This window comes from Catenulispora rubra (genome assembly GCF_015356825.1).
Taxonomy (GTDB): Bacteria; Actinomycetota; Actinomycetes; order Streptomycetales; family Catenulisporaceae; genus Catenulispora; species Catenulispora rubra.
In genome coordinates this window covers 16,569-39,975 of record NZ_JAACYW010000025.1, presented here as the reverse complement: position 1 = coordinate 39,975, position 23,407 = coordinate 16,569, and the positions used below count along the sequence as shown (strand labels likewise).

Here is a 23,407-nt window from a genome sequence, read left to right as displayed (position 1 = left end):
CTTCCATTATGTTACGGGGGATTCACCCCTTTTACGAGTATCGCCGCCTGTACCGACAGCCGCCGCCGCGCCTAACGCACCGCCGCCCCTACTTGAAGATCGCCCCGATCGACGCCTTCAGCCGCCCCGGCACGTCCTCCACCAGCGCGTGCTGATGATCGCGCACCGTGAACCGGCCGCCGACCACGACATGCCGCACGTCCGCCGCGGTCGCTGCGAAGATCACCGATTCGGCGGCGTGCGCGGGTTGGACCCCCGCCAAGCGCACCGTGTCCAGGGCGATCGTCGTGAAGTCCGCCAGCGCCCCGACTTCCAGGCGCCCGGTCGACGGCCAGCCGAGGGATGCGTGGCCTGCTGCCGTTGCCGCCTGCAGCAGTTCCGCGGCGAGCCAGTGGCCGCGGCGCTCCGTGCGCAGGCGCTCGTCGAGTTCCACCGCGCGGGCTTCTTCGAAGAGGTCGATGACCGCGTGGGAGTCCGAGCCCAGGTTCACCGGGGAGCCCGCCAGGTGGCAGGCGTGCGCTGGGCCGATGCCGTCCGCGAGGTCGCGTTCGGTGGTGGGGCACATGCAGACCGCCGTGCCGGAGGTGCCCAGCAGGTCGATGTCCATCTGCGACAGGTGCGTGGCGTGCACGGCCGTGGTGCGGGGGCCGAGGGCGCCGTGGGCGTGCAGGAGTTCCGTCGGCGTCTTGTGGTGGCGGACCAGGCAGGCGTCGTTCTCCGCGCGCTGTTCGGACAGGTGGACGTGCAGCGGCATCTCGTTCTCCGCCGCGAAGGCCACCACCGGCGAGAGCTGGTCCACCGGGACCGCGCGGACGCTGTGCACCGCCGCGCCGATCCGCACCGTGTCGGAGCCGGCGTACGCCTTGCGCAGCGCCTCGACCCGGTCGGCCCAGCGCGACGCGTCGCCGTCGGAGAAGCGGCGCTGGACGTCGTTCAGCTCCGTGTCGAAGCCGCCGGACAGGTAGCACGTGTCCAGCAGGGTGATGCGGATCCCCGCCGCCCCGGCGGCCTCGGCCATGGCGTGGCCCATGGCGTTCGGGTCCTGATACAGGCCGCCCTTGGGCGAGTGGTGCAGGTAGTGGAACTCGCCGACCGCGGTGATGCCGGCCAGCGCCATCTCGGCGAAGACCGCCGTGGCCAGTTCGCGGTAGGAGTCCGGGTCCAGGTGCGCGGCGGCCTCGTACATGCGCTCGCGCCAGGTCCAGAAGGTGCCGGACTCGACCTGGGTGCGGCCGCGCAGCGCGCGGTGGAAGGCGTGCGAGTGCACGTTCGCCAGGCCCGGGACGGTCAGGCCGGACAGCTTCTCGGCCTTCTCGGGGCGGGGTTTCACCCCGCAGGTGATCGAGGAGACGCGCCCCTGCGCCACCTCGATGAGGACCTTGCTCTTGATCTCGCCGCCGATCCAGGCCAGCTCGCACCAGAACGACGTGGTGGACGGAGTGGGTGAACCGGTAGGGGTCTGCGGCTTCTCGGGCAAAGTCACTGGCACAGCTCCTGCAACACGTCGGCGAGTGCGGTCACCCCGGCCAGGCAGTCGCGGTCCTCCGCGTGCTCGCCGGGCGCGTGGGACACGCCGGTCGGGTTGCGGACGTACAGCATCGCGGTCGGTACGGCCGCCGCCAGGATCCCGGCGTCGTGCCCCGCGCCAGTCGGCAGCACGGGAACGGCGCCGAACGTTTGACGAAGACTGCCCGCCAGACGGTTCCGCAAAACGTCGTCGAATTCGACGACCGGAGTGTGGGACTCCCGTTCGGTGCTCAAAACGGTGCCGTCCCGGCCCGCCCGCTCGTCCGCGGCCTTGATGATCTCCTCGGTCACGGCCGCCAGGATCTCATCACCCGGGGCCCGGACGTCCAGCCAGGCGCGCACCCGCGAAGGGATGGCGTTCGTGCCGTTGGGCTCCACCACCAGCCGCCCGAACGTCGCCACCGCGCCGCCGAGCTTGGCCTTCTTGCGGGCCGCCAGCACGGCGTTCGCATAGGTGAGCATCGGGTCGCGCCGGTCCTCCAACCGGGTGGTCCCGGCGTGGTTGGCCTCGCCGGCGAACTCGAAGCGCCAGCGGCTGTGCGGCCAGATGGCCGAGGCCACCGCGACCGGCGACTCGGTGAACGCCAGCGCCTTGCCCTGCTCGACGTGCAGTTCGACGTACGCGGCGATGCCTTCCAGGCGCTCGTCGTCACGACCGAGCGTGGCAGGGTCCTGTCCCGCCTGCTCCATCGCGGCCGCCATCGTCGTGCCGTTCAGATCGCACAAGCCGCGCGCCTTCTCGGCGGACAGCGCGCCGGTCATCAACCGGGATCCGGCGCAGGCGATGCCGAACCGCGCACCCTCCTCGTCGGAGAAACAGGCCACTGCGAAGGGCTTGGCCGGGCTGAAGCCGCGAGCCCGCAGCACGTCGACCGCCGCGAACGACGACACGACGCCCAGCGGCCCGTCGAACGCCCCGCCGTCCGGCACCGAGTCCAGATGCGACCCGGTGACCACGGCGCCGGGGCCCTTCGGCCCCCACCACGCCCACAGGTTGCCGTTGCGGTCGGTCTCCACCTCCAGGCCGCGCGCGGCGGCCTCGGAGCGGAACCATTCGCGGCATGCCAGATCCGCGGTGTTCCAAGCGAAACGGCGGTAGCCGCCGGTGTCGGAGTTCAGGCCGAGGGGCAGAAGCGAGCGCCACATCTCCAGGTAGCTGCTCGCTTCTGCTTCATCCACAGCCCTGTGGATAGCAGTTTGCAAGGACACTGTTACGCGTCACCCTCACGCATCGGCACCCGCACGCCGCGCTCCGCGGCGACCTCGTCCGCGCGGTCGTACCCGGCGTCGACGTGCCGGATGACACCCATGCCCGGGTCGTTGGTCAGCACCCGGCGCACCTTCTCCCCGGCCAGCTTCGTGCCGTCGGCGACCGTGACCTGCCCGGCGTGGATCGAGCGGCCCATGCCGACGCCGCCGCCGTGGTGGATCGACACCCACGACGCGCCCGAGGCCACGTTCACCATCGCGTTCAGCAGCGGCCAGTCGGCGATCGCGTCGGAGCCGTCGGCCATCGCCTCGGTCTCCCGGTACGGCGAGGCCACGGAACCGGCGTCCAGGTGGTCGCGGCCGATGACGATCGGCGCGACCAGCTCACCGGAGGCGACCATGTCGTTGAACCGCTCGCCGGCCCGGTCGCGCTCGCCGTAGCCGAGCCAGCAGATGCGCGCCGGCAGGCCCTGGAAGTGGACGCGCTCGCCGGCCATCTTGATCCACCGCGCCAGCGACTCATTCTCCGGGAACAGCTCCAGGATCGCCTTGTCGGTCTCGGCGATGTCGCTCGCCTCGCCGGACAGCGCGGCCCAGCGGAACGGCCCCTTGCCCTCGCAGAACAGCGGACGGATGTAGGCCGGGACGAAGCCGGGGAAGTCGAAGGCCCGGGTGTACCCGGCCAGCTGCGCCTCGCCGCGGATCGAGTTGCCGTAGTCGAAGACCTCGGCGCCCTTGTCCTGGAAGCCGACCATCGCCTCGACGTGCTTGGCCATCGACTCGCGGGCACGCTGCGTGAACTCGGCCGGCTTGTCCTTCGCGTACTGCTTCATGTCGTGGAAGTCCACGCCGAGCGGCAGGTACGCCAGCGGGTCGTGCGCCGAGGTCTGGTCGGTGACGATGTCGATCGGCGCGTCCATCGCCAGCAGCTGCGGGACCAGCTCGGCGGCGTTGCCCAGCACGCCGATCGACAGCGGCTCGCGCTTGTCGCGGGCCTCGGTGGCCAGCTGGAGCGCGTGGTCCAGCGAGGTCGCCTTCACGTCCAGGTAGCGGTGCTCGACGCGGCGGTCGATCGAGCGCTCGTCGCAGTCGATACAGATCGCCACACCGTTGTTCATCGTGACGGCCAGCGGCTGCGCGCCGCCCATGCCGCCCAGACCCGCGGTCAGGGTGATGGTCCCGGCCAGGGTGCTGTTGAACTTCTTGGCGGCGACCGCAGCGAACGTCTCGTAGGTGCCCTGCAGAATGCCCTGTGTGCCGATGTAGATCCAGGAGCCGGCGGTCATCTGGCCGTACATGGTCAGGCCCAGGGCCTCCAGACGCCGGAACTCCTCCCAGTTCGCCCAGTCGCCGACCAGGTTGGAGTTCGCGAGCAGGACGCGCGGCGCCCACTCGTGGGTCTGCATGACGCCGACCGGCTTGCCGGACTGCACCAGCATGGTCTCGTCGTTCTTCAGCGTCTGCAGGGTACGCACCATCGCGTCGAAGGACGCCCAGTTGCGCGCCGCCTTGCCGGTGCCGCCGTAGACGACCAGCTCGTCGGGATGCTCGGCGACCTCCGGGTCGAGGTTGTTCATCAACATGCGCATGGCGGCTTCCTGCTGCCAGCCCTGTGCGGTGATGCTTGTGCCTCGGGCGGCGCGGACCGGGCGCGGACCACTGGTCGCGGTCATTCCTGGACCCCTCTCATTCATGCGGGCGATCGACCGTATGATCTCATTCATTCAGACGAAGTCGACACCGCACAAGGGAGCAGGTGACGGATGAGCGCGACTGTGGTTATCGGTGACGGGGACCTCACATTCGGCGAGGTGGTCGCCGTGGCCCGCGGGGGCGCCCGGGTCGAGCTGTCCGCGACCGCGCTGAAGGCGCTGGCCGAGGGCCGGGCCCTGGTGGACCGGCTGGCCGCGGCGCCGACGCCGGCGTACGGCATCTCCACCGGCTTCGGGGCGTTGGCCACCCGGCACATCGATCCGGAGATGCGCGCGCAGCTGCAGCGCTCCCTGATCCGCTCGCACGCCGCCGGCATGGGTTCGCTGGTCGAGCCCGAGGTGATCCGCGCGCTCACCCTGATGCGGCTCAAGACGCTGGCCACCGGCCACACCGGCGTGCGTCCCGTGGTCGCCGAGACCATGGCCGCGCTGCTGAACTCCGGGATCACGCCGGCGGTGCGCGAGTTCGGCTCGCTGGGCTGTTCCGGCGACCTGGCGCCGCTGTCGCATGTCGCCCTGGTGCTGATGGGCGAGGGCGAAGTCATCGGTGCGGACGGGGTGTCCGCGGTCGAGGCTGGGCCGGTCCTGGCCGAGAGCGGCATCGAGCCGCTGGAACTGGCGCCCAAGGAGGGCCTGGCCCTCATCAACGGCACCGACGGCATGCTCGGCATGCTGATCCTGGCCCTGGGCGACCTGTCCGAGCTGGTGAAGACCGCCGACATCTCCGCCGCGATGTCGGTCGAGGCGCTGCTGGGCACCGACAAGGTGTTCCGCCCCGAACTGCACGCCATCCGGCCGCATCCGGGCCAGGCCGCCTCCGCCGCGAACCTGCTGAAGGTGCTGCACGGCTCGGCGATCATGGAGTCGCACCGCGAGCCCAACGAGTGCACCCGCGTCCAGGACGCCTACTCGCTGCGCTGCGCCCCGCAGGTCGCCGGCGCCACCCGCGACACCATGGCGCACGCCGCGACCGTCGCCGAGCGCGAACTCGCCTCGATCGTCGACAACCCGGTGGTGCTGCTGGCCGACGGCCGCGTGGAGTCCAACGGCAACTTCCACGGCGCCCCGGTCGCCATGGTCCTGGACTTCCTCGCCATCGCCGCCGCCGACCTCGGCTCCATCGCCGAACGCCGCACCGACCGGATGCTCGACGTCGCGCGCTCGCACGGCCTCCCCGCCTTCCTCGCCGACGACCCGGGCGTCGACAGCGGCCTGATGATCGCGCAGTACACGCAGGCCGCATTGGTCAGCGAGAACAAGCGGCTGGCGGTCCCGGCCTCCGTGGACTCCATCCCCTCCTCGGCGATGCAGGAGGACCACGTCTCCATGGGCTGGTCCGCCGCACGCAAGCTCCGCACCGCCGTCGACAACCTGCGGCGCATCCTGGCCGTCGAGCTCGTCACCGCCGCCCGGGCGCTGGAACTGCGCGCGCCGTTGCAGCCCGCCGCCGGCACCGGCGCGGCCGTGCGCGCCCTGCGGGACGCCGGCGTCGGCGGCCCCGGCCCGGACCGCTACCTGTCGCCGGAGCTGCGTGCCGCCGAGGACGCGCTGAAGTCCGGCGCGGTGGTCGCGGCCGTGGAGACGGCCGTGGGGCCGCTGAACTGAGGCCGTCGCCTCACCTCAGACCGGCGTGCGCCCGTGGGTTGCAATCCCGTGGGCGCGCGCCGCTTTGTGTGGCCTAGGAGTTTTCGAGGCGCTGGGTCATCTCCTGGAGGAGCTTCGCGTCGAGTGCGGGGTCGTAGTCGCCCTTGTGCAGCGTGATGGTGAGAGTCGCGACCTTGTTGTTCCATCGGGCGTAGAGGACGTGGCCAGAGACTCCAGAGTTGGTGCCCGCCCAGGCAAAGCCGGTGCTGGTCTGCGCTGTGATGCCGGCGCATTTGGGGACGAAGGCCGCCACGCGTGACGCCGCGTAGGACGCCGAGGCGTAGGTGTGGACGACTTCTTCGGCGGAACTTTGGTGGTCCGACGATGGGTAGAGCGCATCCCAGGCGGCGGTGTTGAGCTCGGTTCCGCCTTCGGCGGAGCAGGTGGGTACCAACGGTTCCTCGACGTGGACCGGGGTGATGTATTCGCGGGTCCAGCCGTAGGTCTTTCCCGCAGGGAGCTGATCTGCGGTCAGGAACTCGGACACTACCGGCGCCGGCGTCGAGGCCTGGCCGTTTGTCGGGAAGGAAGGGCCGCTCGGCGATTTCGCCGGTGCCGGAGTGCCGGCCAGGATGCCCGGTGCCTTCGCGGTTGTGGTTGTGGTCGTGCTTGTGGCTCCACACGCGCCGAGCATCGAACCCAGGGCTATCGCGCACCCTGCGGCGACGACTGTTGTGCGGATCCTTGCCGTCCCACTCATCGAATTCCCCGTCCGAAGTGAGGAGTGTTGCGTGCAAGGAGGACGTGTCACCCTGCGTGATGGTTGACAGACGGTCCGGGGTAGGGCTGGCACCACCCGCGGCCTGGGGCGGTCGTCATGGCGCGGCACCCGGTCAGCCGTAGATCATGATTGCCATGCGGCTGAGATTCTCGGTGTGGACGAGGACCCTGATGGCGTCCCAGGCGGCCCGCCACAAGATGGCGATCGCGTTCGTCGGGTCGGCGATCGTGTTGGTCGGGTGGATGGTCTTCCTGGCCAACACGCTGCACGGCAGGGCCGTGGTGAGCCACTGGTCGACCGTGTGGATCGGCCTGGACACCATGGAGGCGCTGGCGCTGGCCACCCTCGGCATCCTGCTGGTCCGGCACGACCACCGGGCCCGGACCGCCGCCACCGTGGCCGCGACCCTGTTCGGCATGGACGCCTGGTTCGACGTGATGCTCTCCCGGGGCGGCGACTTCGTGCAGGCGCTGGTCCTGGCGGTGCTGTTCGAGATACCGCTGGCGGCGGCCTGCGCGGGGATCGCGCGGCAGACCGCTCGCTGGTACGACGTGTAGTAGGAGGGGCGGTGCCGGGTCGCCTGCGGGCCGCTCGGCACCGCCGTCTGTCGCGAGATCGCCGGTCGCTGTTGAGTGTGGGTATCAGGCCATTGCTTCAGCGGCCACCGCTACCGAACCGTTTCGCGCGGCTTCCCGTTCCCGTCGCTCGGCCGCTTCGGCCAGCGCCGCCTCGATCCGCTTGTTGCTGGTCATCCGGGCCGCGACCACCGCCATCGCGGCCAGGATCCCGGCCCCGACGATGAAGGGCGCCCGCAGCCCCGCGACGTGCGCCAGCCATCCGCCGAAGACCGCGCCCAGCGGGCCCGCGCTCAGGTTGATCAACCGTCCCGTCGCCGCGACCCGCCCCATCAGCTGGTCCGGCACGATCGCCTGCCGGATCGCCGGTCCCAGCCCCATCGTGGTGCCCATCGCGGCGCCGAGCACCGTCTCACCGACCGCGGCGACCCACGCGTTCGGCGAGAGGCCGATCCCCAGCAGTGCCAAGGCCTCCACGACCGCGGTCAGCGTCAGCGTCCCGCCGGTGCCGAGCTTGCCCGTCAGTCGCGGGGCGAACGACGTCCCGACCAGCGCCCCGATCGCGTTCGCCGTCAGGTAGAGGCCGAAGGCCGTGGTCCCGAGGTGCAGGGTCTCCTTCACGAACAGCACCAGCACGGCGCTCGCCCCCATGAACGCGAAGTTCCCGACCGCCGGCCGCAGCGCCATCCCCACCAGCAACCGGTTCCCGAGCAGATACGCCGCCCCCTCCCGCGCCTCGCGCAGCAGCAATCCCCGCGGCTGCGCCGGCTTCGGCGCCGACTTGGGCAGCGTCCAGATCGTCAGGGAGCTGAAGAGGAACGACACGGCGTCGGCGAGAATCGGCACCGACCGCCCCAGCGCGAACAACAACGACCCGGTCGGCGGCCCGACGAAACCGCCGAGGGCCTGCTGAGCCCCCTGCAATCGCGAGTTGGCGACCTGCAACGTGCCCAGGTCCCGCGGCAGTACCTCTGGCAGGAAGGCGATCGACGCGGTGTCGAAGAACACCTGCCCGATCCCCAGCAGGAAAACGACGACGAACAGCACATAGATGTTCGCGGCGCCAGCCGCTATCAGCGCCGTCACCAACACCAGCAACAAGAACCGGCACATGTCGGCGATCACCATCGTCCGCCGCCGATCCCACCGGTCGACCAGCGCCCCGCCGATCATGCCGAAGAACAGCCAGGGCAGCAGCGAGCACGCCTCCATCGCGCCGAGCAGGATCGGACTGTGCGTCATGGTCAGCGCGAGCAGCGGGACGGCCGCGAAGTAGACGCCGTCGCCGAGGGCGGAGACCGCGGAGGCGGTCCATATGCGGTAGAAGCGCGCGGGAAGCTTGTCGGCCATCAGACGTCCTTCGGTCGGTAGAACGCGATGAACAGGTCGGCGGCGGGCTGCGTGGGATCCGAGAGCTCCCTGAGCTCCGCCATCAGCGCCTCGACGCGCTTGTTGAACTCCTCCCACGCCTCCGGGCTGAGCCGTGCGTGGTTCAGGGCGATGGTCTTCTGCTCGTTCGGCGGTGCGTCCTCGACGTCGGCCAACGCGTGCCGCATCAGCGTCTCGGGCTGTCCGGCCCCGGGCTCCGGCAGCTCGATGCGCCGCCCGGTCATCGCGTAGTACTGCTCGGTGACCCCGCCGACCTTGCGCGTCTGCACGACCGCGACCAGGCCGGCCTTCGCCAGCACCTTCACGTGGTGGTTGGAGCTGCCCTTGGCGATCCCCAGGCGCTCGGCGATCTGCGTGATGGTCGCCGGTCCGTCCCGCAGGACGCGCAGGATCCGGTGCCGGGTGTGGCTGGCGACGGCGCGCAGCTGTTCGTCCGTCTGGATGTGGACGCTGTCTGGTTCTTCGGTGGTCACGGGTTCTATGGTCAAGGAGTCTTGACCGTTGGTCAAGAGTTCTTGACCGACTGGGTTCGCGAAAGGTGTGCGAGAGCCGGCGTCAGGGGGATGCGATGGGGGTGTTTGTCGCGCTACGTCACTTGTCGACGTAGAACCCGCGGGTCTCCGCGAGGGCTTCGTAGGCTTCCAGGCGCTCCTGCGTCCGCTCTGGAGCGGCGTCTGCGAGGGACTGGAGCAACAGTGCGGCGAACGCCATGGGCGCCGCGTGCGAGTCGAAGACGGACCGGGACCCGACGCCGACGGGCAGGAGTACGTCCGCCAAATGAGCGAACGGCACCAGCGGGACGTCCGTCACTACAGCTGTCTTGAGTCCGAGCTCTCTAGCGCTCCGGAGTATGACGACGGACTCCGCCGAATAGCGCGGCAATACGAACGCCACGAGCCACGTACCGCCGGCGGACTTCGCGCGCAGCAGAGCTTCATGGGCCGGCGAGCCCGGCGTGTCGATGATGCGGACGTCCGGGTGAATGCGTGCGGCTCCATAGGCGAAGTAGGAGGCGACAGGCGCGGACATCCTTAGGCCGATCACGGAGAGCGGTTCCGACGCGGCGAGGTCGGTGCCCAGCCGGGCCAGCCGTGACGGATCGGCGGCGTACTTGTGCAGCGCCTCCAGGTTCGCCTGGTCGCTCTCGAGAGCGGAGTGCAGTTCGTTCCCCGCTATGCGTTCGCTGTGGATGCCCGCCTCAGGGACCCTGAGCGCGATCGGACGCAACGCGGCGCGCAGCTCCGGGTAGCCCGAGAAGCCCAACGCCGCCGCGAACCTGGTGACCGACGGCTGGCTCACCCCGACGCGTTCGGCGAGCTCCATGCTCGACAGGAAGGCGACCTCGGGAAGGTTCTCCAGAAGGTAGTGCGCTATCCGTCGCTGTGCGGGCGACAGGCGCCGTCCGTCCAGCAACGCCAGCAGCTCGTCCGCAGGTGGCAGCGAGGGGGTCGGCCGCGCGGCGGACGTCGCGACAGCGGATGTAGCGGGAGTCACAGCCGACACAGCAGCATTGTCGACCGATGTAGTAGGAGTCACAGGCTCAGGGGCCGCCACAGCCTTCCCTCCTCCCTGCCGGTGCTGCCAACATCACTTGTGGCGCGCCAGAAGTTACTCGTCAGTAGGATAATCTGGGGCCTCGACTACCGTACCCTCCGTACGGACGGTGATCGGGATGTGTCCGTCGATACGCACGCGTAGGAGGAGACCGAGGCTATGCAGCTCGCAGCCATCGTCGTCTCGCTGGTGATCTCGGTCATCGGCTTCGGTCTGCTGGGCCGGACCGCTGTCTACATCTACCAGTTCGTGAAGCTCGGCCAGTCGGTCGCGCCCGGCGCGCGCACCAACGAGCCGCTGGAGCGGACCAGGAACCTCTTCCGGGAGTTCCTCGGCCACACCCGGCTGGCCCGCAAGGGCAAGCGCTGGATCGGCGCCATGCACTGGGTGGTCATGGTCGGCTTCGGCCTGCTGTTCTTCACCCTGGTCACCGCCTACGGCCAGCTGTTCTCCGCGGACTTCGCGATCCCGCTGATCGGCCGCTGGTGGCCGTTCGAGTTCGTCACCGAAGTGATCAGCTTCGTGATGATCCTGGCGATCGCCGGGCTGATCGGCGTCCGCCTGCGCAACCGGCCCTCGGGCGCCGGCTCGAAGGACAAGGGCAAGCGCTCGCGGTTCTTCGGCTCCACGATGTGGCAGGGCTACTTCGTCGAGGTGGTCATCCTCACCATCGGGCTGTGCATCATGCTGCTGCGCGGCTTCGAGGGCGCGCTGGGCCACCACCTCTCCTACAGCCTGCACTACCCGGTCAGCTACCCGCTGATCCACGCCTTCGACGGCATGTCGCGCACTTCGCTGGAGAACTGGATCTACGCGGTCGCGATGGTCAAGATCGTGATCTCCATGGTCTGGGCCATCACCATCGGCCTGAACTCCACGATGAGCGTGGCCTGGCACCGGTTCCTGGCGTTCCCCAACATCTGGTTCAAGAAGAAGGCCGACGGCGGCACCGCGCTGGGCGCGCTGAGCCCGATGGCCTCCGGCGGCGTGCCGATCGACTTCGAGGACCCGGCCGAGGACGCCAGGTTCGGCGTCGGCGCGGTCGAGGACTTCACCTGGAAGGGCCTGCTGGACTTCTCGACCTGCACCGAGTGCGGTCGCTGCCAGGACCAGTGCCCGGCCTGGAACACCGACAAGCCGCTCTCGCCGAAGCTGCTGATGCTGGCCCTGCGCGACCACTCCGCGGCCAAGGCGCCGTACTTGTTCGCCGGCGGCGGCAAGGATCTGGAGGGCAACGAGAAGCTGGCCGAGGAGAAGTGGCTCTCGCTGCCGGACCTGGTCCGCGCCGAGGCCGAGCGGCCGCTGATCGGCTCCGCCGAGGACAACGGCGTCATCGATCCGGACATCCTGTGGTCGTGCACGACGTGCGGCGCCTGCGTCGAGCAGTGCCCGGTGGACATCGAGCACGTGGACCACATCGTCGACATGCGCCGGTACCAGGTGATGATCGAGAGCTCGTTCCCGTCCGAGGCGGGCACGATGCTGAAGAACCTGGAGAAGGCGCAGAACCCCTGGGGCATGCAGCCCAAGAAGCGCACCGAGTGGATCCAGGAGCTGGACTTCGAGGTGCCGGTGTTCGGCGAGACACTGGAGGACATCTCCGAGGTCGAGTACCTCTACTGGGTCGGCTGCGCCGGCTCGCTGGAGGACCGTGCGAAGAAGACCACGAAGGCGTTCGCCGAGCTGCTGCATATCGCGGGCGTGAAGTTCGCCGTCCTGGGCGGCATGGAGGCCTGCACCGGCGACCCGGCGCGCCGGCTGGGCAACGAGTTCCTGTTCCAGATGCTGGGGCAGGGCAACGTGGAGATGCTGAACGAGGTCTTCGGCGAGGACACGCCGCGCGAGAAGCGCAAGATCGTGGCGACGTGCCCGCACTGCTTCAACTCGCTGGCCAACGAGTACCCGCAGCTCGGCGGGAACTATGACGTCATCCACCACACGCAGCTGCTGGACACGCTGGTGTCCGAGGGCAAGCTGACCCCGGTGACGCCGATCGACCAGAACATCACCTACCACGACCCCTGCTACCTGGGCCGCCACAACAAGGTGTACACCCCGCCGCGCGAGATCATCGCAAAGGTCCCGGGCCTGAAGAACACCGAGATGCACCGCTGCAAGGAGAAGGGCTTCTGCTGCGGCGCCGGCGGCGCCCGCATGTGGATGGAGGAGCGCCTCGGCAAGCGCATCAACGTCGAGCGCGTCGACGAGGCCCTGTCGACGAACCCGGACGTCATCTCCACGGCGTGCCCGTACTGCCTGGTGATGCTCGGCGACTCGATCACCGCCCGGAAGCAGGCCGGCGAGGTTCCGGAGTCGATGGAAGTGGTCGATGTCGCGCAGCTGTTGCTGACTTCGGTGAAGCCCGCGCCGGAGCCCGTGAACGCCTGACCGGCCCGGGCCCGCGAACGACCGAGGTGACCAGCCGGTAAAGGGGCGACAAAGAACCCCGACCTGCAGACGATCAACAGTTCGACGCTGCTAGCCTCGCCTCCGCAGGATATGGGATACCGCGGAGGGTGGGGCTTCAGTGTCTTTCGACGAGCCGGACGGCGGCTACCGGGACGACCTGACCCGGACGCGTGACGACGGGCCGCGTTACCCGGCTTCCGGGGGGCCGGACACCGAGTACGACGACGACTTCGACGACTCGGAGAACGAACCGACCGCGCCGCTTCCGACCCGCAGCCGTCCGGTGGTCCCGCCGGACCCGCCGTCGGAGTGGCGGCAGCGCGGCGGCCGGGCGTGGCGCTTCACGCGGACGCTGGCGATCACGGTGCTGGTGCTGGTGGGGCTCGCGGCCGTCGGCAACGTGCTGATCAACCACTACCCGCGCACCAGCAGGCACACGTACTCGTACACGAACGTGCAGCAGATGCTGGTCGCCGTCGACGGCAACGGCTCGGTCAACATCACCGGCTCGGACACCGACCAGGTGACGATCAAGGCCACGGACAAGGCCACGCTGCTGGACCCGGTGGAGCGGCAGATCATCAGCGCTGGCGGCTACCTGCTGGTCAGCGTGCACTGCCCGAACAGCGAGTGCTCCTCGAAGTACGACATCCAAGTCCCGCGCTCGATGTCGGTCGAGGCGATGATCGACCACTCCAGCGACCAGGCGGACATCACGGCCACCGGCCTGGACGCGGCGGTGAAGCTGTTCACCGGCCGCGGCAACGTCACGATCAACCACCTGGCGACCACCTCGGACGTGAGCGTGACGGCCAACGGACAGGTCCAGGCCACGGACGTGAGCGCGGCGAACCTGGACGTCTTCGCACCCATCGGCGACAAGATCAACCTGCAGGTGGCCGGGGACATCTCGAACATCCAGAACATCCGCGTCACGGCCGGACAGCCCGCCGAGGTGACGCTGACGGTGCCGGCCGGCGGCTACCGGTTCTCGTGCGTGCCCGCGGGTCACTGCACCGGGGCCAACGGGGACATCACGCAGGATCTGACGAGTCAGGTGCACGAGGACCAGAACTCGACGCACAACATTCAGGTGAACGTGGTTCAGAACACTGCGAAGATCCAGGCGGGGTAGAGCTCTCGGGCCGAAAAACGCCGACGCGCGCCTCCCGAGCACCATTGGGGGAGGCGCGCTGTTTTCTCAGACGCTACTAGCCGGGAGCGGTCCTATCGCTTCCCGTTCCTGTCGACACCTCTACCGAGGACGCGCTTGGCGTCCGAGAGATACTGGAGCACGCGTCCGATCAAGAACGCCGCGTAGACGACACCGAAGATGATCAATACTTCCATGGGGTCCTCACCTCCCACCGGGCTCAGGCCGCCAGCCCGAGTCCGCCGGCTTCTGGATCCGCCGGCGGCGTCCACGGGCACTGCGGGCATCGGGAGGGCCAGCACCGGGCGCACTCGCCCAGTTCCGGGTCCGCCCCGTCGGGCATCGTGTCCCGCCGGGCGCTGAGGTAGGCGGCCCAGCTTGCTTGTTGAGCCCGCTCCTGGTCGGCGACCCAGGGCTGCACCATCGAGGCCCCGAAGCACAGAGTGCACGTCAGGCGTGCCTTGCCGATCCGGCCCTGCACACAGCGCGGGCAGTCCTCCAGACCTGCCCACGATTGTTCGCGGGGTGTAGGGGTAGGTATCTCCATGAGGTTCTCTTCCCGTCTCTTCGAGTGATTTCGGTTTGGGGCCTTTCTTCGCCGGGTCGACGCCGCACTACGTCGGCCCGGCTTTCGTTGGTCCAGGTGGGTGGCTCTTCAGCAGAACCCTGTCGCGTACCCCTGTCTTAGTTGTACGATGCTCCTCGTCCGGAGCGCCTGTCAATTGCCACGCGCACTTTCGTCCTGAATCTGCAACAGGCATCTGCCGTATGGTGGTTGCACCATGTAGATGCCCACTGAACTTGCGTACGGAACATGCCTGACGGCGAGGAGGTCCAGGTGCGAGTGAACCAGCGGAGCCAGCCGGTCGCAGGGATCAACGTTCTGCGCTGGGAGCTCGGGCAGGAACTGCGGTCGCTCCGGCTGACTGCGGGCAAGAGTATCGCGGACGCTGCGAGGCACTTGGAGTGCTCGGACGCGAAGATAAGCCGGATGGAGAACGGCCAGCGTGGGGCCGTCGCCCGCGACGTGCGTGACCTGTGCAAGCTGTACGGGGTGCCGGCGCAGCGGCGCGACCAGCTGATGACGTTGAGCCGGGACGCGCTGGCGGCTGATCAGGGCACCAGCTCGACGATCGCCGGCAAGTACTCCACCTACGTGGCTCTGGAGACGCAGGCGAGGAGCCTGCGCAACTACGAGGCCACGTTCATCCCGGGCCTGCTGCAGACAGAGCGCTATTCGCGCGCGGTCATCACCCAGAACGGTGACGAAGGCCTCCAGGACGAGGATGTGGAGGCGCGTGTGCGGGTCCGTATGGACCGTCAGCACCGCGTGTGGGGCGACTCCGACGACCTCCTGAAGGCACATTTCGTCATCGACGAGAACGTCCTGTGGCGGCCTGCCGGGGTTGACGCCGAGACCCGTGCGATCCGTGAGGAGCAGATCGATCTGTTGATCCGGGCGACCCGGCTCGACAACGTGACGTTGCAGGTCATGCCGTACTCGGCGGGCTTCTACCGGGGCATGGAGGGGTCTACCATCCTCCTGTTGAACCTTGACGAAGGGCCCCGGGTCAGCAGCACGTGCTACCTCGAGGGCATGTTCATGGAACTCTTCGTCCGCGGTCACGGCGAGATCGCGACCATCGGGGCGAAGTTCGACGCCATGGCCAAGGTCGCCCTTTCCCCTGAGGACACTCGCAAATTCCTGATGCGGCTTCTGCGTGGCACGTATCAGCACTGGTCGTCCTCGCGGTCATGAGGACCGCGGGAACAAGGAAAGGTAACCATGTCATGATCGACACCGACGGCCTGCAATGGCGCAAAGCCGCCGCCAGTACGGGGAACGGCGCTTGCGTTGAGCTGGCGCCGGGGGGAAGCGAGGCTGTGTACCTCAGGGATTCGAAGGACCCGCAAGGCCCGGTTCTGACGTTCACCCGCGGGGAGATCGCCGCGTTCGTGGACGGTGCCAAGCGCGGGGAGTTCGACGACCTGGCCTGACCGGCGGCGTCGATCACCGAAGATTTCCAGCCCACCTGCAGCCGATCGGGTCGAAGGTGCGGACGAGCGCTCCACGCCCACAAGGCTCGGGGCGTTCGCATGGGCTCGTGGCGTGAAGCGGTTCGTGGCGTGAAAGCGGTTCGCGCTGCGATGCGCGAGGCGTTTTCACGGCTGTCACCTCGGCAAAGTCTTGGTCATGGGAGACTTTGCGGCGATTGCCCCAGGTACCAGCGGGTAGGAAGTACTCCCGGTACGGCGCGTCAATTCGGGAGGGCAGTCCATGCAAATCGATCAAAGTGAGGCGCGCTGGGTCAAGTCCAGTGCGTCACAAGGCAACGGCGCGTGTGTCGAGACGACCAGTGTCCGTACAGACGAGATCCTCGTCCGCAACAGCCGGGACCCGGAGGGCCCCGTCCTAGCCTTCACAAAAGCCGAATGGATCGCGTTCGTCGCAGGTGTGAAGGCCGGGGAGTTCGACGCGATCGTCTAAAACCGTCGCGGTTGCGGCCATTCCGGCGTCGGGTGTCGTCGCGGGTGCGTAGCATCGAGCGCGTGTCGTCCGAGAAGCCGCTGGTCTCCGAGTCCGCGTCCGCCGCCACTGATGCCGGTGGGCGTGGTCTTCCGTCCGTGCACGCCTTCCAAGTGGATCTGCGGGGGATCGTCGATCTCCTTTCGCATCACCTTTACTCCAGTCCGCGGGTGTTCGTGCGCGAACTTCTGCAGAACGCGGTGGATGCGATCACCGCCCGGCGGGCTGTTGACCCCGGTTCCCCCGCAGTCGTGCGGATACTTGCCGACGGTGCGCGGGTGCAGGTGCGCGACAGTGGGATCGGCCTCACCGAGGATGAGGTGCACCGGTTCCTCGCCACCATCGGGCGGAGTTCGAAGCGGGGCGCGTTGGGCGGTGGCGCCGAAAGTGTGCTGGAGCTCGGTCGGGGGGACTTCCTCGGCCGTTTCGGTATCGGGCTGCTGGCGTGCTTCGTGGTCGCCGACGAGATCTGCGTGGTCACCAAGTCCGCCGTCGACGCGGACGCGCCGGCCGTCGAATGGCGGGGTGCCGCTGACGGCCACTACGACATCAGGATCCTGGCTCCCGACGAGTCGCCCGCCGAGCCCGGGACGATCGTCACCCTGAAGCCGCGGCACGGCCAGGAGTTCTGGTTCCAGGCGACGCGCGTCGTGGAGCTGGCGCGGGACTTCGGCAGCCTCCTGCCGTACGAGACAGTGCTCGAAGACGAGGCCGGCTACACCTACCGCATCACCGAGACGCCGCCGGTCTGGGACCGCGAGTACCCCTCGCCGGGCACCCGCTTCGAGGCGCTGGCCGCCTACTGCCAGGACACCCTCGGCTTCGCGCCACTGGACCTGATCGAGCTCAACATCCCGCTGCTCGGCATCAAGGGCGCCGCCTACATCCTGCCGACCGCGGCCACCACCTCCGAGCAGGGCGGCCACCGCGTCCACATCAAGGGCATGCTCCTCACCGACCAAGCGCGTGGCCTGCTGCCGGACTGGGCCTTCTTCGCCCGCTGCGTCATCGACACCGACGCGCTGCGCCCCACCGCCTCCCGCGAGGCCCTGTACGAGGACGACCGCCTCGCCGCCGTCCGCGAGGCGCTCGGCAACCGGGTCCGCGACTGGCTCGCCGGGCTGGCCGCGACCGATCCGCCGCGCCTCAACCGCCTGCTCGCAGTCCACTACCTCGGGGTCAAGGCCCTGGCACGCTTCGACGACGACCTGTTCGCCCTGACGCTGCCCTGGCTCCCCTTCGAGACCACCGCCGGCCGGCTGCCGCTGACCGCCTTCGCCGACCAGCACCGCGTCATCCACCTGACGGCCGGCGACGAGGAGTTCCAGCAGGTCTCGCAGATCGCTGCCGCAGTCGGCCTCGGCGTAGTGAATGGTGGCTACACCTACGACGCCGACCTGGTCCGCAAGCTGCCGCGGGCGCTGCCCGGCGTGACCGTCCTCGACCTGGACCCTGAGACCATCGCCGCGCACCTCGACACCGTCGACACCGCCGAGGAGGCCGCCGCCGGACCGCTGCTGGCCACCGCCCGCCGCGTGCTGGACGCGCTCGACTGCGACGTGGCCCTGCGCGCCTACCACCCGGTCACCATCCCGGCGCTGCTCCTCGACGGCCGCGAGGCCCGGCACGAGCGGGCCCGGGCCGACGCCGAGGCGGAGGCTGCCGCCGACGGCGACGACTTGTGGGCCGGCATCCTCGGCGCGCTGCGCACCGTCGGGCCGCGGGCCCGGCTGGTGCTGAACCATCGCAGCCCGCTGATCCAGGGCCTGGTCGAGCTGGAGGACGCGGAACTGGCCGCCACCGGCATCGAAGCCGTCTACGGCCAGGCGCTCCTGCTATCCAAACGGCCGATCCGCTCCAGCGAGTCGGCACTGCTGAACCGGGCCTTCCTGGGCCTGCTGGGATTCGCCGTGGGGCGACGGCAGGAGCCCGAGACCGAAGAAGAGGACTGAGTTCGCCGATGTCCGTCATGCCCACCACCGGCGAGCCGGCGTTCCAGCGTCAGACCTGGACTCCCGACGAACTGCGTGCGGCCCTGGTGGCGAACGAGGACGAGCCGCCGGGCCGGGCCCGGTCCGTGCGCGCCGAGGCGCTGCTCGCCGCCGCGGACAAGCTCGGCGATCCCGAGACCCAGATCTGCGCGCTGCACACGGTGATCGAGGCCTACGAGCGCGGCGGGGAGAGCTTCCGCTCGCCGGTCCTGTTCTCGCGTCTCCTGCGCCTGTGGGACCGCCACGGCAAGACCCTGCGCGACGCGAGCCGTCTTGAGTACGAGACGCACTGGGTCTTCAAGTGGATGACCGCCGACCTGCTCTCGGTCCCCGAGGTCCCGCTAGCCACCGTCCACGGGTTCGTTGACGAAATGGAACGCCGCTACCGCCTGGCCGGATACGGCATGCGCGCCGTCTACGCCCAGCGCTTCCGGATAGCGCAGCACCTCGGAGACGTCGCCGAAGCCGACACGCACTTCGGACGCTGGCTGGCCGCCGAGCGCGACCAGATGAGCGACTGCCGGGCGTGCGAGCACTTGTCGCAAGGCATGTGGCGCGCCGAACGAGGCGACGATCTCGCCGCGCTGCGTCTGTGGCGGCCGACCATCGACAACGAGACGGCGTGCCTGGACGAGCCCTCCAGCACCCTCGCCGCGTCGCTGAAGCCGCTGCTGCGCCTGGGCCGATACGACGAGGCACGCGCGAACCACCTGCGTGGCTACCGCCTGCTCCAAGGGCACGTCGAGCTGCGCAGCGCCTTCGGACGCCACATCGAGTTCTGCGTGCTGTCGGGCAACGACGAGCGGGCCCTGGAGATCCTGACGGAGAACCGCCGCCTGTTCGACCCGCCCTACGAACCGTCGGACTACCTCGAATTCCTGTCCTGCGCTGCACTGCTGCTGCGCGCTCGCACCGCCGCCGGGCAGAACGCGCCGGTCGCCGGACCCGAAGGACGGGACTGGCCGATCGCCGAGCTGCTGCGCCGGGTGCGATCAGAGATCGACGATCTCACCCGCCGCTTCGACGCGCGTAACGGCAACAACGCGGTGAGTTCTCGCATCGCCGCCACGATCAATCAGACGCCGCTGGTGGCTGAGCTTCCGCTAGTCGTCGTCCCGCGACCGGCGCCACCGCCACCGCAACCGGCGTCGCCGATCCAGCGTGAGCCGCTCCCCGAGCTGATCGACCCGGACGCGGACATCGACTTCGACGACCTGCTCGCCGAGGCCCGCCGGCTCTTCGACGTGGCGCATCCCGCGGCCATGAAGATGTGGGAGCGCGTCGCGATCGTGGCCGATCGCCGTGGTATCGCGCTGGACCTGGAGGCCCAGGCGCAACTCGCCGAGGAGCGGGCCGCCGACGCGCTCGACTGCGAGGACATGGAACGGGCTGTCCGGCTGCTCGGCGAAGCCGTTGAACGCTACGAGGAAGGCGGGATGCAAGGGCGGGCCGTCGCCGTCCGGGCGCGCGGGCTGTTGGCCGAGGCGCTGCGCGAAAGGACCTACGAGTCCATTCCGGACCACGCCCTGGTCGAGCTCTACGCGACCGCCCGAGTGCTGCTCGCACGTGGCCAGGCCGCGCCGGAGGACGTTCTGACCGTCCGTCGCGCGCAGGCGTTCGAAGCGCGCCGTGCGACCGAGGTCGGCTCCTACATCGATCCCGACACCGAATCCGACGCCGACCGCGAATCAGCCTTCGACGCCTTCGCGGAAAGCGTCGAAGCCCTCCTGGCCGACGCCGTCGAGTTCGACGTCCCGGCCCGCGCCGCCGCCGCGCACACCATGCGGGCCGAGATCGCGCAGCGCCGCGGCCGCCCCGAGGAATCGGTACCGGAGCTCCTGGCGGCCATCACGCTGTACGACCGCGCCGAGCGCCCCTGGGCGAATCTGCACCCGAACATGCTCCTGGCCCAGGCCTACCTGGCCGCCGACCGCGACGCCGACGCCGAGCGCGCCGGCCTGGCCGCCCTCGAGATCGCCGGACGCTGGCCCGAGCAGCGCTTCCCGGCCGGGTACACCCGCCAGGTCTTGGCCAACGCCACCGGCGGGCTGGGCCGCTACGACGACAGCGCCGAGCACGCCCTGGAAGCCGTCGCGTGGGCCGACCGGCACGGCGTCCCGGACCTGGCCGCCAGCGCCCGCCACAGCCTCGCGTTCGCCTACGAACAGCTCGGCCGCGACGCCGACGCGGCCGCCATCCTGGAGTCCGCGCTGCCGGAGATCGTCGAGCACCTCGACGACGCGACCGTGGTCAACGCCCGCTGGGCGCTGGCCCGCTGCCTGGGCCGCCTGGAGGACTACCGCGGCGCCGCCGAGCAGTACCTGCTGGCCGCCGCGATCGCCGAGCACTTCCCGCAGCAGGGCGGGCACGCGATGCTCGCGGCCTCCGCCGGGCACGCGCTGCGCGCCGCCGGGCTCGCCGACGAGGCCCGGCGTGCCTTCGACCGCGCCGTGATCCTGCTCCGGGCCCTGCCGGACCCGATCAACCTCGCCAAGACCCTCAGGGCCCTGGCCTGGGTGACGTTCGGCGAGTCGGAGGAGACGGCGCACGACAGCGAGCGCGAGGACGTCCTGGACCAGGTGCTCCTGCTGTTCGCGGAGGCCGCGCAGGTCCTGGAAGCCGCCGAGCGCTCGGGCAGCTACGAGCGCGACGCCCAGGTCATCGCCTACGAGCTGGCCGAGACCGACGACCAGCTGGCCCGCCTGCACCTGAACGCCGACCTCACCGACAAGGCGATGCCGTACGCCGAGCGCGCCGCCTCCGGGTTCCGGGCGCTGCTGCCGCACAGCGCGATGGACTACGACTTCTCCGAGCAGATGGTGGCCTGGCTGCTGGACCGGTACGGCAGCCGCGACGCCGCCGTCGAGCGGCTGCGCGAGGCGATCGCGGCCTGCACCGAGGCCGGGGTCGAGGCGGTGCGCTGTGTGGCGTTCCTGGAGCAGCTCTCGGACTGAGACCCCGTTTCCCCCTCCGCGTGCAACGATCCGCACGCAGTCGGCCCTCTTCTGCGACATGAAGCATGAGACGAGGGGGACGGATGCGGGGTGACAGAAGTGAAAGCCGCGGGGACCACGAAGCGGAGTTCCGTGAGTTCATGGTCAGCCGGTGGGGCGGCCTGGTCCGGTTCGCCTACGGGCTGACCGGCGACCGCGGCCACGCCGAGGACCTGGCGCAGACCGCGTTGGCGAAGGCCTTCGCGTCGTGGCCGAAGGTGCGCCGCGCGCAGGACCCAGACGCCTACGTCCGCAGGATCCTGATCAACACCAACAACCACCGGTTCCGCAAGCGCCGGGTCGCCGAGTACGGCGGCGAGGCGCCCGCCGAACCCGCCGTCGCCGACGGCACCGCCGCCCTCGACCAGCGCGACGCGCTCGTGGCGGCGCTCATGGAGCTGCCGCCGAAGCAACGCGCGGTCGTCGTGCTCCGCTACTGGGACGGCCTGACGGAGACCCAGGCCGCCGCGGTGCTCGGCTGCTCGGTCGGCACACTCAAAGGTTGTTTGCCCACCATGGTTTTGAGACAATAGAGACATGAGGACATCAGAGTTCGAAGGCGAGTCGGCGGCGATCTACTGTCGGATCTCGCACATCAAGGACGACGATCAGACCGGGGTGGAGCGGCAGGAGCGGATCTGCCGGGAGATGGCCGAGCGGATGGGGATGCGAGTGTCCCCGGATCATGTGTTCATCGATCCGTCGCGGTCGGCGTGGCAGCGCAAGCGCAAGCGGCCAGGTTGGGACAGCTTGCTTGAGGCGATGGACGCCGGGGCGTTCCGTCACGTCCTGGCCTACCACCCCGACCGGCTGATGCGACAGCCTCCCGATCTTGAGCAGTTGCTGATCAAGGCCGAGGAACGCAACGTGATACTGCACGGGCAGGCCAACCGGCGTGATCTGTCCAGCGCCGATGACCGGTTCTTCCTGCGGATCGAGGTGGCGCACGCGTGCAAGTCCTCCGATGACACCTCCCGCCGGGTGATGTCGGCGCAGGAGGACGCTTTGGCGGCCGGGAAGGCGCACGGCGGACGGCGCGCCTACGGCTACACCAAGGACATGTCCGCCGTCGTGCCGGACGAGGCGGAGGTGGTGAAGGAGATCTTTACCCGGTTCCTGGACGGAGACGCGATTTGGACGATCTTCCGGGACATCCACGAGCGAGGGATTCCGTCCGCTGGTGGCGGGGGCTGGACGGTGGGGCGGGTGCGTGCGCTGCTGACGTCTGCCAGGCACGCCGGTCTGATCATGTATCGCGGCGAGGTGCAGAAGGACGAGCAAGGGAACTACCGCAAGGGCGCGTGGCCGGAGATCGTGACCGTAGGCGAGTGGGAGGAGGCGAGCCGTCTTCGGGCCCGCCGTTCCCTGGACTACGCAGATGCGCGCCGCAGTTACCGGCACTATCTGCTGTCAGGCATGGTGCTGTGCACGAAGTGCACGCGTTCTATGGTCGGGAACATGCAGGGTGGGGTGGCCTACTACAAGTGCACCCGGTCTACCAGTTCCGAGCCGGACGTGTGCTCACGCAAGATCAGGGCGAAGGACTTGGAAGAGTTCGTGGTGGACGCTGCGAAGGACTTCCTGGAGAACCTGTCCGCGTCTGCGCTGACCAGGTCGCCGGTGACAGCGTCCACCGAGGATGACGCGAAGGCCGAGGCCGAGGACAAGCGTAAGCTTGCCGAGGTCCGCGAGATGTGGGATGCCAACGAGATCGGCACTGATGAGATGCGTCAGATGCAGGCCAAGATCAAGAAGCGGATGGCGGCCCGGCAGCGCGCCACCGTCGTCCGGCCGCTGACGGCCCTTGAAGGCGTGGTGATCGGACCGGGGGCGGGCAAGGCGTTCGACAAGATGACCGGCGAGCGCAAGGTCGCCGTGTTGCGGTTTCTGTTCCCAGCGGTGCGGATCGAGGCATCCAGCGTGCGCGGCGTGGTTGACTTCGGCCGCGTCAAGATAGACCCGCCGCAGCTGTAGGCACGCCACCGGTACAGCACGCGGGGCCA

Annotated in this window: 20 protein-coding genes; 11 read left to right on the top strand and 9 right to left on the bottom strand. The window is 69.3% G+C overall.

Annotated features, from left to right (window positions below; translation table 11 throughout):
* Nucleotides 1-88: 88 nt before the first annotated feature.
* The 3 genes from GWK61_RS10085 to hutU form a co-directional block, all read right to left on the bottom strand.
* Complete coding sequence (locus tag GWK61_RS10085; protein ID WP_194907580.1) at nt 89-1,483, bottom strand: formimidoylglutamate deiminase; 1,395 nt, start codon at nt 1,481-1,483, stop codon at nt 89-91.
* The gene (locus GWK61_RS10080; protein ID WP_194907657.1) at nt 1,480-2,673 is read right to left on the bottom strand and encodes an allantoate amidohydrolase; all 1,194 of its coding nucleotides are present in this window, start codon (nt 2,671-2,673) and stop codon (nt 1,480-1,482) included. Before GWK61_RS10080 ends, GWK61_RS10085 begins: the two co-directional genes overlap by 4 nt.
* Nucleotides 2,674-2,738: 65 nt before the next feature.
* On the bottom strand, nt 2,739-4,409 hold the full coding sequence (gene hutU / locus GWK61_RS10075; RefSeq protein ID WP_194907578.1) for a urocanate hydratase: 1,671 nt from the start codon (nt 4,407-4,409) through the stop codon (nt 2,739-2,741).
* 90 nt (nt 4,410-4,499) lie between these two features.
* Here hutU and hutH point away from each other — a divergent pair, with 90 nt between their 5' ends.
* Nucleotides 4,500-6,053: a histidine ammonia-lyase gene (gene hutH / locus GWK61_RS10070; RefSeq protein WP_194907576.1), complete on the top strand. Its 1,554-nt coding sequence runs from the start codon at nt 4,500-4,502 to the stop codon at nt 6,051-6,053.
* Nucleotides 6,054-6,126: 73 nt separating this feature from the next.
* Here the strand turns inward: hutH and GWK61_RS10065 are convergent, their stop codons facing one another.
* The gene (locus GWK61_RS10065) at nt 6,127-6,792 is read right to left on the bottom strand and encodes a hypothetical protein (RefSeq protein WP_194907574.1); all 666 of its coding nucleotides are present in this window, start codon (nt 6,790-6,792) and stop codon (nt 6,127-6,129) included.
* Between the two features lie 155 nt (nt 6,793-6,947).
* Between GWK61_RS10065 and GWK61_RS10060 the strand changes: the two genes are divergently transcribed.
* A complete protein-coding gene (locus tag GWK61_RS10060; RefSeq protein ID WP_194907572.1) occupies nt 6,948-7,370 on the top strand; it encodes a hypothetical protein in 423 nt (140 codons plus the stop codon).
* 84 nt (nt 7,371-7,454) lie between these two features.
* Here GWK61_RS10060 and GWK61_RS10055 read toward each other — a convergent pair whose 3' ends face one another.
* The 3 genes from GWK61_RS10055 to GWK61_RS10045 form a co-directional block, all read right to left on the bottom strand.
* Nucleotides 7,455-8,738 (bottom strand): MFS transporter, encoded by a 1,284-nt coding sequence (locus GWK61_RS10055; protein WP_194907571.1) that lies wholly within the window; start codon nt 8,736-8,738, stop codon nt 7,455-7,457.
* Complete coding sequence (locus GWK61_RS10050) at nt 8,738-9,250, bottom strand: helix-turn-helix domain-containing protein (protein ID WP_194907569.1); 513 nt, start codon at nt 9,248-9,250, stop codon at nt 8,738-8,740. The genes GWK61_RS10055 and GWK61_RS10050 overlap by 1 nt, the downstream gene beginning before the upstream one ends.
* A gap of 118 nt (nt 9,251-9,368) precedes the next feature.
* A complete protein-coding gene (locus GWK61_RS10045; RefSeq protein WP_323747484.1) occupies nt 9,369-10,280 on the bottom strand; it encodes a MurR/RpiR family transcriptional regulator in 912 nt (303 codons plus the stop codon).
* Nucleotides 10,281-10,490: 210 nt separating this feature from the next.
* On the opposite strand from GWK61_RS10045, the gene GWK61_RS10040 reads away from it, so the two are divergent.
* On the top strand, nt 10,491-12,719 hold the full coding sequence (locus GWK61_RS10040; RefSeq protein ID WP_194907564.1) for a (Fe-S)-binding protein: 2,229 nt from the start codon (nt 10,491-10,493) through the stop codon (nt 12,717-12,719).
* 139 nt (nt 12,720-12,858) lie between these two features.
* On the top strand, nt 12,859-13,875 hold the full coding sequence (locus GWK61_RS10035; RefSeq protein WP_194907562.1) for a hypothetical protein: 1,017 nt from the start codon (nt 12,859-12,861) through the stop codon (nt 13,873-13,875).
* A 92-nt stretch (nt 13,876-13,967) separates the two neighbouring features.
* Here GWK61_RS10035 and GWK61_RS58430 read toward each other — a convergent pair whose 3' ends face one another.
* Both GWK61_RS58430 and GWK61_RS10030 read right to left on the bottom strand, forming a co-directional pair.
* On the bottom strand, nt 13,968-14,090 hold the full coding sequence (locus tag GWK61_RS58430; protein WP_267254236.1) for a hypothetical protein: 123 nt from the start codon (nt 14,088-14,090) through the stop codon (nt 13,968-13,970).
* 23 nt (nt 14,091-14,113) lie between these two features.
* Nucleotides 14,114-14,440, bottom strand: coding sequence for a hypothetical protein (locus GWK61_RS10030; protein ID WP_194907560.1), 327 nt, complete (start codon nt 14,438-14,440; stop codon nt 14,114-14,116).
* A 267-nt stretch (nt 14,441-14,707) separates the two neighbouring features.
* On the opposite strand from GWK61_RS10030, the gene GWK61_RS10025 reads away from it, so the two are divergent.
* The 7 genes from GWK61_RS10025 to GWK61_RS09995 all read left to right on the top strand — a co-directional run bounded on the left by GWK61_RS10025 (nt 14,708) and on the right by GWK61_RS09995 (nt 23,378).
* On the top strand, nt 14,708-15,652 hold the full coding sequence (locus GWK61_RS10025) for a helix-turn-helix domain-containing protein (protein ID WP_194907558.1): 945 nt from the start codon (nt 14,708-14,710) through the stop codon (nt 15,650-15,652).
* 32 nt (nt 15,653-15,684) lie between these two features.
* Nucleotides 15,685-15,891: a DUF397 domain-containing protein gene (locus GWK61_RS10020; RefSeq protein WP_194907556.1), complete on the top strand. Its 207-nt coding sequence runs from the start codon at nt 15,685-15,687 to the stop codon at nt 15,889-15,891.
* Nucleotides 15,892-16,171: 280 nt separating this feature from the next.
* A complete protein-coding gene (locus GWK61_RS10015) occupies nt 16,172-16,381 on the top strand; it encodes a DUF397 domain-containing protein (RefSeq protein ID WP_194907554.1) in 210 nt (69 codons plus the stop codon).
* 80 nt (nt 16,382-16,461) lie between these two features.
* Complete coding sequence (locus GWK61_RS10010; RefSeq protein ID WP_228562046.1) at nt 16,462-18,372, top strand: HSP90 family protein; 1,911 nt, start codon at nt 16,462-16,464, stop codon at nt 18,370-18,372.
* An 8-nt stretch (nt 18,373-18,380) separates the two neighbouring features.
* Nucleotides 18,381-21,365, top strand: coding sequence for a tetratricopeptide repeat protein (locus tag GWK61_RS10005; protein WP_194907553.1), 2,985 nt, complete (start codon nt 18,381-18,383; stop codon nt 21,363-21,365).
* A gap of 83 nt (nt 21,366-21,448) precedes the next feature.
* On the top strand, nt 21,449-21,937 hold the full coding sequence (locus GWK61_RS10000; RefSeq protein WP_228562043.1) for a SigE family RNA polymerase sigma factor: 489 nt from the start codon (nt 21,449-21,451) through the stop codon (nt 21,935-21,937).
* Between the two features lie 4 nt (nt 21,938-21,941).
* Nucleotides 21,942-23,378, top strand: coding sequence for a recombinase family protein (locus tag GWK61_RS09995; protein WP_194907548.1), 1,437 nt, complete (start codon nt 21,942-21,944; stop codon nt 23,376-23,378).
* Nucleotides 23,379-23,407: the final 29 nt, after the last annotated feature.